Below are 13,200 nucleotides of genomic sequence, written 5' to 3' on the forward strand. Positions count from 1 at the left end.
CTGAACTACCACCTCTACTTCGATGATGGCCACTTTTTCATTATGCGAGAAAAAAAAGAATAATGACATATCAAGTCTCCAGCGTTCGGAGGCGATATGTCATTCTCATGAGAGGCCCCGCTGATGTTGCCCTACTTGGCTCTATTGCAGCAACTCTAACAGCCGTTCCAAATCCTGTTTGCTGTAGTAGTTAAGCTCGATTTTGCCTTTGTCCTTATTATGTTTGATCTTTACAGTTGTTTTGAAGCGTTCGCGCAGCGATTCTTCCAGCGTATCAATAAAAGGGTCCTTTTTCTTCACCTTGGCTTTGGCCTTCGCCTCGCCCAACTTGGAACGGTCCAGTTGTTGAACGGCTTCCTCCAGCTCACGAACGCTCCATTCTTGATCGATGGCCTGTTTGGCCAACTGTTTCATCATGTCCTGATCTTTTAACCCCACAATAGCACGAGCATGGCCCATGGATAACGTTCCACGTGAAACATAATCCTTAACTTCCTCCGGCAAAGCCAATAACCTCAAGAAGTTGGCAATATGCGAGCGGGATTTCCCTACTTTCACAGACAGTTCTTCTTGCGTTAATGAGAACTGTTCCATTAAGCCTTGGTAAGCGACAGCAACCTCCATTGCATTCAGGTTCTCCCGCTGCAAATTTTCAATAAGTGCAATTTCCATCACCTGTTGGTCACTAAAGCTGCGTACGACAGCAGGTATGGTTGTATTGCCGCAATATTGAGAAGCTCTGAAACGACGCTCACCTGCAATGATTTCATATCCTCTCAGCACTGTTCTGACAATAATCGGTTGAATAACGCCATGCTGGCGGATCGATTCGGCTAATTCGTGTATTGCATCTTCGTCAAAAACTTTGCGGGGTTGATATGGATTGGCCCGCAACTGATTGAGGGGGATTTCCACGACTTTGTCATCGTCATTGATTGAAAGCGATGGGATCAGGGCATCCAGGCCTTTTCCAAGCCGCTTACTCATAAGAAATCACTTCCTTCGCGAGCTCTAAATATACTTCCGCCCCTCTGGACCGAGGATCATACGTAATAATCGATTGGCCATGCGATGGAGCTTCGCTCAATCGAACATTACGCGGAATAATCGTCTGATACACCTTCTGTTGGAAATACTTCTTCACTTCTTCAATGACCTGAATTCCCAGGTTCGTGCGTGCATCAAACATGGTAAGCAGTACGCCCTCAATTTGCAAAGACGTATTCAAATGTTTCTGCACCAAACGAACCGTATTAAGCAATTGGCTTAATCCTTCTAACGCATAGTACTCACACTGAATCGGAATGATCACCGAATCGGAGGCTGTTAACGAATTGATGGTCAACATGCCAAGGGAAGGTGGGCAGTCGATCAGTATGTAGTCATAATTTTTTTTCACTAGGGCAAGTGACTTTTTCAAACGAACTTCCCTGGAAATCGTAGAAACCAACTCGATTTCCGCGCCAGCCAGTTGAATTGTTGCAGGGATAATATGAAGTCCTTCGATTTTCGTTTCCAAAATGGCTTCTTGGGGATGAACCTCATTAATCAACACATCATATATGCAGTTGGCCACGTCTGCTTTATTAATTCCAACTCCACTCGTTGTATTTCCCTGAGGGTCAATATCGACGAGCAATACCCTTCTCCCGAGCGAAGCCAGACCTGCACCCAAATTAACAGATGTCGTCGTTTTCCCCACACCGCCCTTTTGATTGGCTATGGTCATAATCTTAGACAATTACTTCACCTCAAATATAGGAGTCTTTTCTTGTAGGTTTAGGTTTATGAGATATCGTTAACTAAAAGCAGGTGGCGATCATCCATTACTGCAACAACCGTTTGTGCACCCTCATTCCCTTTCGTGCTGTCCATTCATGGCTTGCGTAGATAGAAAAAGCGGCCATTGCCGCCTCAAAGCTTCAATTATTTGCGCTTAGGTATATGAATGACGATTTCATAATGGTCTTCATGGTCCGATTCTTTCGTCTTAATATCCATGCCTGAACCAGTGACCATATCAATCGATTGCCTGATCGTATTGAGGGCAAGCCGTACATCCTTCGTATAGGATATGCGCTTCGATTTTTTCACTTTGGATGCTTCTTTATAAAAGGCTACCCGCGCTTCCGTTTGCTTGACGTTCAGTTCTTTGTCGATAATTTCTCCGAGCAGCTTCATTTGCAATTCCTCAGTGTCGAGGGAAAGCAGGGCCCGTGCATGCCGTTCCGATATCTTCCGTTCCATCAACGCCGTTTTCACGCCTTCCGGAAGCTGAAGCAGCCGGATTTTGTTCGCAATCGTGGATTGGCTCTTGCCAAGACGTTGAGCAAGGCTCTCCTGCGTGAGCTGGTGCAGGTCGATCAACTTTTGATAAGCAACGGCTTCTTCAATGGAAGTAAGCCCTTCCCGCTGCAAATTTTCGATCAACGCAATCGATGCCGCCTGTGAGTCATTGAATTCGCGCACGATGGCGGGAATTTGCTCCATACCCAGCTTGCGCACCGCGCGCCAACGCCGCTCTCCGGCGATAATTTCATAGGAGCCATTTCTCACCCGAACCACGATGGGTTGGATTACCCCATGGGTTCTGATCGTTTGCAACAGTTCGTCAATTTTCTCATCATCGAAAATGGTGCGGGGTTGATACGGGCTGCTCACAATTTCATTCACCGGGATTTGTTTTATTTCGTCACCGTTATTACGCTCCGCCAAACCAAACAACTTCGAAAATTGTTCTTTCATTCCGTATACTACCACCTAGTTTCATAATAGCGCTCGTCTGAAATCGAGGGCTTCTTATTCCATGCAAAGGATGCACATATTTGGATATGTCCTAAATACTCTATCATTGGTCATGCTCATAAAATCGATCTATATCATTCAACGTAAAGGCGATGTCCGCCAAGAGCCGATACTTCTATTCTACCATCTTTTCTTTCATAATCCTATGCTTACCTATTCTTTAAAACGGCTCAATTTTCCTGCTTTTGATCACTTTGAGAATCAATATTTTGGTCTGCGTCCTACGCAGGAATCTTCAGATGTCTATGTCTTTCTGTCTTGTTGAATACAATGGCTTGGCCTATTGCCACACAAGGCAAGTTGTTCCATCTTTTTTGGGGGCACAGATTTTCAGATGGATTTCTGCAAATCAATGTTTCGTTTCCATATTGGCTGCGCGAATACAGATCTAGATAACCGCAATAATAAATCGGACCAGGCGACTGCGAGTGCAGTACCATCTTCCGATCTCTGTATCTCCAAATTTTTTTTAAAATGGAAATCCGGTGATCAGTCCATGCTCCCGGTCCAGCTTTCTTTCCGAAACTTATAAGCGACCGCTTTGCTTCTTCAGATTGTCCTGCCTTTCCGATCCAGACAACCTCCAATCCAAACCGCATCTCATATTATCTTTAGCAGCACTTCTGATCTTTCATTCTTTTTCTCTTATTCAAAAACAAACCCATATCTTTTTCATAACTGGCTCCTCTCAAGGATTTGCAAACCTCATTTTACTATAGCCAACCATCGCGTGGGTTGATGCTTGTCTTCGCCCAATCCTAAGGATTGTTGCTCCTTTTACGTATAGAAAAAAAAGAGAATGTTTCACGTGAAACATTCTCTTTCCCTTTTGAACATGCCCCTCATATTCTGTTATTGAATCAACGGGGTCTTCAACGGCGTCCCCGGCTTGCGTGGATATTTATGAGGTGTCTTATCAAACTTCTGTACCAAAATAATGTGGCGTGCCGATTCCTCTACAGGAAGCTGGAACGGATGTACAGCCTTTACGCGTCCCTTCAATTGATTGAAGCTGAACTCGGCTTCCTTCATTTCATCACGAGGGTCCCCGCCTTTCATCGCGGCGAAGAATCCTCCTTTTTGCACAAATGGCAGACAGAACTCATTCAGAACGGCAAGCTTGGCGACTGCACGCGCAGTGACGAGATCATAGCGATCCCGGTAACCTTCCTTGCGTCCCAATTCCTCCGCACGTCCATGAATCAACTCAACGTCAGTCAACCCCAGCGTGTCCACCACATGCTGCAAGAAACCAATCCGTTTGTTTAAAGAATCAATGATCGTGAGCTTGATATGCGGAAAACAGATTTTAAGCGGTATTCCGGGAAATCCGGCGCCCGAACCGATATCTGCAAGTCGCTCAACCTTCTCCATATCCACATAAAAGGCGAGCGAAACCGAATCGTAAAAATGCTTGGTATACACCTGCTCCCGCTCGGTGATTCCCGTCAGATTCATCTTTTCATTCCACGATACCAATTCCTGAAAATAAAGCTCGAATTGCTCCAGCTGGCGTTCATCCAGCTCCATTCCATGCTCCTTCAAGCGTAACTGCAGCTGCTGTTGAATCGTATCCATTATTGTCCCCTTGCTGCGGTTACGCGGTTATAGTGCTCCAGGTATACGAGCAAAATGGAGACGTCCGCCGGCGTAACCCCGGAGATCCGGGATGCCTGACCAATGGAGATTGGGCGGATTTTCGACAGCTTTTGTTTCGCTTCCATCGCCAACCCATGAACGTCATTGTATTCGATGTCGGCCGGAATTTTCTTTTTCTCCATCTTCTGCAAACGTTCCACGTGGATCAATTGCTTTTCGATGTAACCCGCATATTTGATCTGAATTTCGACCTGTTCCTTCATCTCAGCCGTCAATTCAACCTCGGAAGGAGAAATGTCTGCAATCCAATCGTACGTAATTTCCGGACGGCGCATCAAAGTGAGCAATGTGCTTCCATCTTGAATCGGCGCAGATCCGACAGCCTCCAGTTTATCGTTAACATCAGCAGGACGCACTTTGGTCGCTTTCAAACGCGCAATCTCTGCCTCTACCTTCGCTTTTTTGTCCAGGAATTTGGCGTAACGTTCTTCCGTAATCAATCCGATATCGTGACCAATTTCCGTCAGGCGCAAGTCCGCATTGTCATGGCGAAGCAAGAGGCGATACTCGGCACGGGAAGTCAACAAGCGGTAAGGCTCGTTGGTTCCTTTCGTAACCAGATCATCGATCAGCACGCCGATGTAGCCTTGGGAACGATCAAGCACAACAGGCTCTTTGCCTTGCACTTTGCGCGCGGCATTAATGCCGGCCATGATTCCTTGCCCTGCGGCTTCTTCATAACCGGAAGTCCCGTTGATTTGGCCGGCAGTGAACAATCCTGGCAGCCGTTTGGTTTCAAGCGAAGGCCAGAGCTGGGTCGGAACCATGGCATCGTATTCGATCGCATAGCCGTTTCGCATCATTTCTACGTTTTCCATCCCCGGGATCGAACGCAGCATACGAAGCTGCACATCCTCAGGCAAGCTGGTGGACAACCCTTGTACGTAATACTCGGATGTATTCTTGCCTTCCGGTTCCAGGAAAATTTGATGTTTTGGCTTATCGCTGAAACGCACGATTTTATCTTCAATAGAAGGGCAATAACGCGGACCCGTTCCTTCGATCAAACCAGAGAACATCGGTGCGCGATGCAAGTTGTCGTTAATAATCTGATGCGTTTCGACCGAAGTGTACGTCAGCCAGCAAGGCAGCTGCTCGTTGTCCGAAGATTCCGTTTCATAGGAAAAGAACTTCGGTTCGTCATCGCCTGGCTGAATTTCCGTTTTGCTGAAATCAATCGTGTCTTTATGCACGCGCGGAGGCGTACCTGTTTTGAAGCGAACCAGCTCAAATCCCAACTCGCGCAGATGTTCCGACAATTTCAACGAAGGCTGTTGATTGTTCGGCCCGCTCTCGTACATCAATTCACCCATAATGATTTTGCCGCGCAGGTATGTTCCTGTGGTCAGCACCACCGCTTTGGCACGATACTCAGTTCCCGTCTGGGTTACAACGCCAACGCACTGCCCGTCTTCAACAATCAAACGATCAACCATCCCTTGGCGCATCGTCAGGTTGCGTTCGTTCTCCATCGTTTCTTTCATGGTATGCTGATAAGAGAATTTATCCGCTTGCGCACGCAAAGCATGCACTGCAGGACCTTTCCCCGTGTTCAGCATCCGCATTTGAATAAACGTTTTGTCGATGTTGCGTCCCATTTCGCCGCCCAACGCATCGATTTCACGTACGACATGCCCTTTGGCCGGACCTCCAATCGAGGGGTTGCAGGGCATAAATGCCACCATATCCAGATTGATGGTGATCATCAGCGTTTTGCTTCCCATGCGGGCTGCGGCCAGAGCAGACTCCACGCCTGCGTGGCCTGCACCCACAACAATGACATCATAATTTCCGCCATCATAAGCCATTTTCAATCTACCTCCTTATGCCTTCGCATAGCATCATCTATATCCAAATCAACCAACGACCGTTAACCCTTACTTGCCCAGACAGAACTGGGAAAAAATCTGATCAATCAGCGCATCATGCGCCGTATCGCCTACGATTTCGCCAAGCTGTTCCCATGCCAGACGCACATCGATCTGGATCATGTCGATCGGAATCAACTGTTCGGCGGCTTCGAAAGCATCGATCAGCGATTGTTTCGCCTTTTTGAGCAGGGCGATATGCCGCACATTGCTCACATACGTCAAATCCGAAGACTCCAGCTTACCGCTGAAGAACAAGGTAGAGATCGCTTCTTCCAAACGATCCACGCCCAGATCATCTTTGACCGACATCGGCACAAGCCGTTCCTCCGGAATGTAACGGAGCAGCACATCGCGCTCCACCTGAGGCGCCAAGTCCATTTTATTCATAATGACAATGGATTGTCTACCGCGGATTTGTTCCAGCAATTCGATCTCATCCTGATGCAGCGGCTCCGCCGCATTGACGACCATCAGCAGCAGATCCGCTTCATTCACCGCAGAACGTGAGCGCTCGACTCCAATCTGTTCAACGACATCCATTGTCTCACGGATCCCTGCCGTATCCAGAAGCTTTAGCGGGATATTGTTGATTGTCACATATTCCTCGATGACATCGCGGGTCGTTCCCGGAATGTCGGTGACGATCGCGCGATTATCCTGAGCCAGCGCATTCAGCAGAGAGGACTTGCCCACGTTCGGCCGCCCGACGATGGCGGTCGTAATGCCTTCACGCAGTATTTTCCCTTGTTCGGCCGTTGCAAGCAATTGATCAATTTCGTTGATGACCAGACTGGATTTTTCCTTGATAAAGTCGGCCGTCAGAGATTCGACATCATGCTCCGGATAATCGATATTCACTTCGATATGGGCTAGTGTCTCCACCAACGTATGTCTAAGATCCCTGATTTTTGTCGACAGCTTGCCTTCGACTTGTTTCAAAGCGACCGAGAAAGCGCGATCGGACTTGGACCTAATCAGGTCCATAACCCCTTCCGCTTGCGAAAGGTCGATCCGTCCATTCAGGAAAGCCCGCTTCGTGAATTCGCCGGGTTCGGCCAGACGAATGTCCAGCTGCAGCAGCAGGTCCATGACCCGTTTGACCGACACGATGCCGCCATGGGCGCTGATCTCCACGACATCCTCTGTCGTAAAGGAACGCGGTGCCCGCATTACGGTAACCAGCACTTCTTCCACCTTTTCGCCACTGGCCGGATCGATAATGTGACCATAATGTACGGTATGAGAGTCTGCCTGAGACAAAGGCGTTTTACTCCGAAAAATCTTCTCCGTCTCCGTAACCGAGTCCGGGCCGCTCACGCGAATGACCGCTATGCCTGCTTCGCCCAGAGCCGTTGATATCGCTGTGATCGTATCGCTGATCATTGCTCATCTCTCCTTGATCTATTTCAAATTTCGTCCCACAGGACGCCATGGAATTTCGTTTTATACGTAAATGCAAAAGCTTATTAGTACGAAAAAAGCAATGGCTTCTGCACCGGGCAGGAAGCCATTGCGTCCTCAATGTCATGTTATTTCGTCGTAATGACCACACGCCGATTCGGCTCTTCGCCCTTGCTGTACGTCTTGATCTGCGGGTGGTTTTGCAGCTTCGCGTGAATCACCTTGCGCTCGAGCGGCGGCATCGGCTCCAGCATGACTTCCTTGCCGGTCCGAATGGCTTGTCCAGCAAGACGTTCAGCCAGATCTTCCAGCGTTTTACGTCTGCGCTGGCGGAAGTTTTCCGCATCCAGCACAATGCGCACGAAGCTCTCCGAATAACGATTGGCAACAATGTTCGTTAAATATTGAAGGGCATCCAGCGTTTGTCCACGTCTTCCAATAATCATGCCAAGGTCTTCTCCGGCAATGTTGAACAGGTGTCCATCCCGCTGTTTCTTGATGCTGACCTCAACGCTAAGTCCCATACCTGCTGCGACTTCCTTCAAAAAAGCAGCCGCTTCCTCATAGGGATTTTTCGCCGCGACGTCCTCAGGCGTTACATCCGCGCGGGGAGCATTCACGACTGGCTCGCTCGGCTGTGGTGGTGCCTCAGGAACAGGCAGCAGCCTGACTTCAACCTTGGCCGGTTTCACCCCGATCAAGCCCAGGAATCCTTTTGACGGCTGTTCTAACACTTGTATCTCGACCTTGTCCCTGCTCACGCCGAGTTCGGCCAATCCTTGGTTTACAGCATCTTCAATGGTTTTTCCTGACGTAATGACTTTGGTCATTTCGATTTTTTGGCCCCTTTCGACCGTTTGCCAGAGACGGTTGCCTTGCCGCCATTTTTGCGTTTAGCCCCGTTGTTGGAGCTGCTCTGCTTCACGTTCACCTCGGCTACGGCTTTGTCGTTATTCCGGTAAAGGAAGAAGTTTTGCACGATGGTGTAGATATTGCTGTAGAACCAGTACAACGGCAATGCCGAAGGGAACTGGTAGGACATGACAAAAATCAGGATCGGATATACCCATAACATGAATTGCATCGGTCCAACCTGCTGGGCCGGATTCATGCGCATCATCATCCAGGTTTGGACCCAAGTCGTGATCGCTGCCAGAATCGGCAAGATGAACAAGTGGTCCGGCGCTCCGAGCTGCAGCCATAAGAAATCATGCGTTCTCAGACTGGAGTTGCCGTAAATCGAGTTATAAAGTGCGATGTAAATCGGCATCTGAATCAGAAGCGGCAGACAGCCTGCCATCGGATTAACCTTGTTTTCCTGAAACAGTCGCATCGTTTCCTGCTGAACCTTCTCAGGTGTATCTTTATACTTTGCTTGAATTTCTTTCAATTGCGGCTGAATTGCCTGCATGGCCTTGGAACTGCGAACCTGTTTCATCGTCAGCGGCAGGATCAATGTCCGTACGATAAGCACCATCACAAGGACGGCCAGTCCATATTCACCGTTAAACCAGTTGGCAAATGTATCGAGCGCCAATGAGAACCAATACACTACATTGCTTTGCCAGAAAGATTCACTGTTCCTCAAGTCTTCCGTTGTTACACCGCTCCCTTGCGGAGTACATCCGGCGAGTACGGCGACCATTGCAATGACTGCAATAAGGAGAATCCACTTCCCCTTTGATGTCTTCAATCGCGACACTTCATAACCCCTCTCTTAACCATTCCATTCCACCGTAAATCATACCATATTCAGGAGGACAAATAAACCGAATACTATCGCTTGCTTGACTTCAAGAGGCTGCCCTTGCGCAAGACATGCAGTACGCTTTTTTCCATCTCCTGATAAGACATGGCCAAGGCTCCCTTTCGCACGATGAAAATCAGATCCATCTGGGTCACGATTTCCTGCTCGTGCCGTCTGACAATTTCCTTCACCATGCGTCTCATTCGGTTGCGAACGACAGCATTCCCGATTTTTTTGCTGCAGGACACTCCGACCCGGAATTGTTCGGTATCTTTACGGCGGCAGCCATACACTACGAATTGATGATTGGCGAACGATTTTCCATACCGGTATACGCGGTTAAAATCCGCCCGGTTTCGTAAACGCAGTCTTTTGTACACGGCGCTTCTCCTTGCTATTCTCCACCGTTCAACTTGACGGGGCTCCATTACTGATTTAGTATAGGCTTTCTTGCGTGGCGGTAAACCGCCGGAGTACAACTTGTTATATATGAAAAAGTACGTCGCACCGATGCCTGATCATACACGCCTTCGCCTAAAGCTGCGTCTCTCGCAATCTTTGGCTGGCTGCTGACTCCGGCTGCTTATGCTCTTGATATATATAAGGAAGTTTCCTGTTATCTTGTCGTGCATTGCATGAAAATCGGTTTAGCTTTGTAATGAAAAAAAAGACCACCGAAGTGGTCTTCTCATGCATTAAGCACTCAGGACTTTACGGCCTTTCAGGCGACGTGCAGCCAGAACTTTACGTCCGTTTTTTGTGCTCATTCTTTTACGGAAACCATGAACTTTTTTACGCTTGCTTACGTTCGGTTTGAATGTAGGTCTCAATGTATTGCACCTCCTTACAAGGAAATACTTATGTGATGAATCATTTTCATCTTCACAGAAAACACCTTTATATATTTAACCACGTCCCCATGCAAAAGTCAACTGAAAACGTATCCCCTCTTCCTCTTTTTCAAAAATATAGAATGATCCTCTCTCAAAAAGTTATCCCCAGCCTATGAGCAGGACCGTATTCTCCAATCCGATTCGATTTATCCACACCCGCGGAACGGATCAGCTTCGTTCCCTTTTCGGCCTGGTTATACACATGTGGATAATCTTTTGTCCAGCTTCTTTTCTTTTTGCTTCAATATTCTGCCGTATTTTTTGATGATCTGTAATTTTCCGGGATTGAACTGGTTATGCTATCGTAGAAGCTTGAAATTTAATGTATTCGCTTTAATGTTCAGGTTTACAAGCTTTTGCGAAAAGTGTAGCATAAACAATGAGCTTGTATACAAGTATACTTATCGATGTCGTAAAATGTCTTTCGTGCCAAGATCGCTTCAAAAAGTCAGCGGTCCTCCGGTTGTGTTATGATCAGTATGGACGCATTCGGACTGCCTGCAAGTGGAAGTCTGTCTCGTGTACTCAAGAACTGATTATATTATAGGAGCGTTAGCCATTATGCAGTTTCCTTCTTCCTGGCTGCAGGGAGCTTCCCGCGGGGAAGCGATTGCCTGCGAATTGAGGTTGCGCATCATCAGCGGGGAACTCCGCCCCGGTGAAACATTGTCGGAAAACCGTATTGCCGCTGATTATGAAAGCAGCCGTTCTCCAGTGCGCGAAGCATTGCGTACACTGTCGAATGAAGGCTTGATTCGACTGGAGCGTATGGGCGTGGTTGTGCTCGGTTTGAAAATCAGCGATGTTGAAGAGCTATATGACGTCCGTTTTTTGATCGAGAGCTTTGTGCAGCAACGGTTGGCGAACAATGTACCCGTACAACTGCTGACGCAGCTTCGCAATACGATTGACAAAATGGAACTTGCCGGACGGCACAGGGACGCCATCGAGTTTGCCCATCAGGATCTGACTTTTCACGAGGCGATCATTGAAGCGGCCAAGCACACCCGGATCTCCCATTTATGGAGAAGCATCCGATACGTCGTCATGACGGTGATGCTGCTTACGACCCGCAGGGTTTTCGCTCAGGGCGAACAAAAAATAAGCGATGTCATTCATAAGCATCGCCTGCTCCTCAAGGCACTTGAATCGGGGGATAAAGAACAGATTCAAGCCGGGGTCCGCGCCTACTTCAAAGATTCGGGCAAGACGCTTCACGAAAGCTTTGAGTCATGATCGGCGATGTATCGCGCTTCCTTTAAACGGCACACGAAGGTCCCCGTAAGCATAACGTTGCTTTTACGGGCGGCCACAATCATTCTGCAGGGGAATGGTTGGACATTTACTTGTCGACAAGTATACACAATGCGATTTCCATTCATCCTCGGGGTCCATTGTAAGCGTTATATAAACATAAAAAGGAGCATACACCATGAGTACTCTTTTTGGTCTATCCCATAATGCCACCTTGTTGGTATGGACATTGATTGCGATCGTATTCCTGATCGTGCTGATCTCCAAATACAAATGGAACCCGTTTATAACGTTGATGCTGTCGGCCCTGATGCTTGGCTTGCTTGCCGGCATGAAACCGGCTGACGTGATTTCATCCATTACCGGCGGATTGGGCGGTACGCTCGGAACGATCGCCATCGTTATCGCACTCGGCACCATGCTGGGCAAAATGATGGCAGAGTCCGGCGGTGCCGAGCGCATAGCAACGACGCTTGTCGACCGTTTCGGAGTGAAGCGGGTACACTGGGCGATGATGATCGTTGGTTTTATCGTCGGCATCCCGGTGTTCTTTGAAGTCGGGGTTATTCTGCTTATTCCGATCATTTTCACGGTTGCCCGAAAAACCGGCATGTCCCTGCTTCAGATCGGCATTCCGATTCTGGCCGGACTTTCGACCGTACATGGTCTCGTTCCACCCCATCCCGCTCCAATGATCGCGATTGACGCGTTCAAGGCAGACCTGGGCAAAACGATTTTGTACTCCCTGATCGTCGGCATTCCGACGGCCATTATCGCCGGTCCCTTGTTCGGGAAGTTCATCGGCAAACGTATTCAACTGGAACCGCCGACCGAACTGGCCGAGCAATTTTCCACCAGCAAAACCGACCGATTGCCTGGGTTCGGGATCACCCTGTTTACAATCCTTCTGCCTGTTATTCTGATGCTGATCGGGTCGATTGCGAACATTGTGGACCCTGAGGGTACTAGCTCCTTCACGGTTTTCTGTGAATTTATTGGCCATGAGGTCATCGCGTTGCTTATTTCCGTCGTGTTCGCGCTGTTCTCCCTCGGATTCGCACGCGGGTTCAATAAACACGACATTTCCCGGTTCACCAGCGAATGTCTGGCTCCGACAGCTACCATCATTTTAATCATCGGTGGCGGCGGCGCGTTCAAACAAGTACTGATCAACAGCGGTGTGGGCAATGCCATTGCCGAAGTGGCCACGCATGCCCACATCAATGTCATCTTGTTCGCCTGGCTGGTTGCAGCCCTCATACGCGTAGCCACCGGTTCGGCCACGGTTGCCATGACGACTGCCGCGGGCATTGTAGCCCCGGTTCTGGCTCTCACGCCAGGTGCAAGCATTGAGCTGGTCGTGCTCGCTACAGGTGCCGGTTCCCTCGTCCTGTCTCATGTGAATGATGCCGGCTTCTGGATGATCAAGGAATTTTTCAACATGAGCGTTGCGCAGACCCTCAAGACGTGGACCGTTATGGAAACACTATTATCTGTTGTAGGATTGATCTTTATCTTGATTCTGAGTACGGTGCTGTAAAGCACCTGCTCAGATTCGTTTTATTTTTAG

The 13,200-nt window shown here is 48.5% G+C and carries 12 protein-coding genes; 2 read left to right on the forward strand and 10 right to left on the reverse strand.

Features of this window, described 5'->3' with window-relative positions; all coding sequences use genetic code 11:
• Window positions 1-141: 141 nt before the first annotated feature.
• The 10 genes from L6H98_RS06290 to rpmH all read right to left on the reverse strand — a co-directional run bounded on the left by L6H98_RS06290 (window position 142) and on the right by rpmH (window position 10,313).
• Window positions 142-987 (reverse strand): ParB/RepB/Spo0J family partition protein, encoded by an 846-nt coding sequence (locus L6H98_RS06290; protein ID WP_236413672.1) that lies wholly within the window; start codon window positions 985-987, stop codon window positions 142-144.
• A complete protein-coding gene (locus L6H98_RS06295) occupies window positions 980-1,741 on the reverse strand; it encodes an AAA family ATPase (protein ID WP_236413674.1) in 762 nt (253 codons plus the stop codon). The genes L6H98_RS06290 and L6H98_RS06295 overlap by 8 nt, the downstream gene beginning before the upstream one ends.
• Window positions 1,742-1,926: 185 nt before the next feature.
• Window positions 1,927-2,745: a nucleoid occlusion protein gene (gene noc, locus L6H98_RS06300; RefSeq protein WP_236413675.1), complete on the reverse strand. Its 819-nt coding sequence runs from the start codon at window positions 2,743-2,745 to the stop codon at window positions 1,927-1,929.
• Between the two features lie 912 nt (window positions 2,746-3,657).
• Window positions 3,658-4,383, reverse strand: coding sequence for a 16S rRNA (guanine(527)-N(7))-methyltransferase RsmG (rsmG, locus tag L6H98_RS06305; RefSeq protein WP_236413677.1), 726 nt, complete (start codon window positions 4,381-4,383; stop codon window positions 3,658-3,660).
• Window positions 4,383-6,272 (reverse strand): tRNA uridine-5-carboxymethylaminomethyl(34) synthesis enzyme MnmG, encoded by a 1,890-nt coding sequence (gene mnmG / locus L6H98_RS06310; RefSeq protein ID WP_236413679.1) that lies wholly within the window; start codon window positions 6,270-6,272, stop codon window positions 4,383-4,385. Before mnmG ends, rsmG begins: the two co-directional genes overlap by 1 nt.
• A 69-nt stretch (window positions 6,273-6,341) precedes the next feature.
• A complete protein-coding gene (gene mnmE / locus L6H98_RS06315) occupies window positions 6,342-7,718 on the reverse strand; it encodes a tRNA uridine-5-carboxymethylaminomethyl(34) synthesis GTPase MnmE (protein WP_236413681.1) in 1,377 nt (458 codons plus the stop codon).
• Window positions 7,719-7,864: 146 nt separating this feature from the next.
• On the reverse strand, window positions 7,865-8,566 hold the full coding sequence (gene jag, locus L6H98_RS06320; RefSeq protein ID WP_236413683.1) for an RNA-binding cell elongation regulator Jag/EloR: 702 nt from the start codon (window positions 8,564-8,566) through the stop codon (window positions 7,865-7,867).
• Window positions 8,563-9,438, reverse strand: a complete 876-nt coding sequence (locus L6H98_RS06325; RefSeq protein WP_236413684.1) for a YidC/Oxa1 family membrane protein insertase — start codon at window positions 9,436-9,438, stop codon at window positions 8,563-8,565. Before L6H98_RS06325 ends, jag begins: the two co-directional genes overlap by 4 nt.
• Window positions 9,439-9,512: 74 nt before the next feature.
• Complete coding sequence (rnpA, locus tag L6H98_RS06330) at window positions 9,513-9,863, reverse strand: ribonuclease P protein component (RefSeq protein ID WP_236413685.1); 351 nt, start codon at window positions 9,861-9,863, stop codon at window positions 9,513-9,515.
• A gap of 315 nt (window positions 9,864-10,178) precedes the next feature.
• Complete coding sequence (gene rpmH, locus L6H98_RS06335) at window positions 10,179-10,313, reverse strand: 50S ribosomal protein L34 (protein WP_019914530.1); 135 nt, start codon at window positions 10,311-10,313, stop codon at window positions 10,179-10,181.
• 624 nt (window positions 10,314-10,937) lie between these two features.
• Between rpmH and L6H98_RS06340 the strand changes: the two genes are divergently transcribed.
• Both L6H98_RS06340 and L6H98_RS06345 read left to right on the forward strand, forming a co-directional pair.
• Window positions 10,938-11,612 (forward strand): GntR family transcriptional regulator, encoded by a 675-nt coding sequence (locus L6H98_RS06340; protein ID WP_236413686.1) that lies wholly within the window; start codon window positions 10,938-10,940, stop codon window positions 11,610-11,612.
• A gap of 196 nt (window positions 11,613-11,808) precedes the next feature.
• Complete coding sequence (locus L6H98_RS06345; RefSeq protein WP_236413687.1) at window positions 11,809-13,170, forward strand: GntP family permease; 1,362 nt, start codon at window positions 11,809-11,811, stop codon at window positions 13,168-13,170.
• Window positions 13,171-13,200 lie beyond the last annotated feature (30 nt).

Source organism: Paenibacillus sp. JJ-223 (assembly GCF_927798175.1).
In the GTDB taxonomy this organism is placed as follows: Bacteria; Bacillota; Bacilli; order Paenibacillales; family Paenibacillaceae; genus Paenibacillus; species Paenibacillus hubeiensis.

Coding starts and splice junctions, on each gene's coding strand:
- L6H98_RS06290 (WP_236413672.1), bottom strand. CDS start 987: ATGAGTAAGCGGCTTGGAAAAGGCCTGGATGCCCTGATCCCATCGCTT.
- noc (WP_236413675.1), bottom strand. CDS start 2,745: ATGAAAGAACAATTTTCGAAGTTGTTTGGTTTGGCGGAGCGTAATAAC.
- rsmG (WP_236413677.1), bottom strand. CDS start 4,383: ATGGATACGATTCAACAGCAGCTGCAGTTACGCTTGAAGGAGCATGGA.
- mnmG (WP_236413679.1), bottom strand. CDS start 6,272: ATGGCTTATGATGGCGGAAATTATGATGTCATTGTTGTGGGTGCAGGC.
- mnmE (WP_236413681.1), bottom strand. CDS start 7,718: ATGATCAGCGATACGATCACAGCGATATCAACGGCTCTGGGCGAAGCA.
- jag (WP_236413683.1), bottom strand. CDS start 8,566: ATGACCAAAGTCATTACGTCAGGAAAAACCATTGAAGATGCTGTAAAC.
- L6H98_RS06340 (WP_236413686.1), top strand. CDS start 10,938: ATGCAGTTTCCTTCTTCCTGGCTGCAGGGAGCTTCCCGCGGGGAAGCG.
- L6H98_RS06345 (WP_236413687.1), top strand. CDS start 11,809: ATGAGTACTCTTTTTGGTCTATCCCATAATGCCACCTTGTTGGTATGG.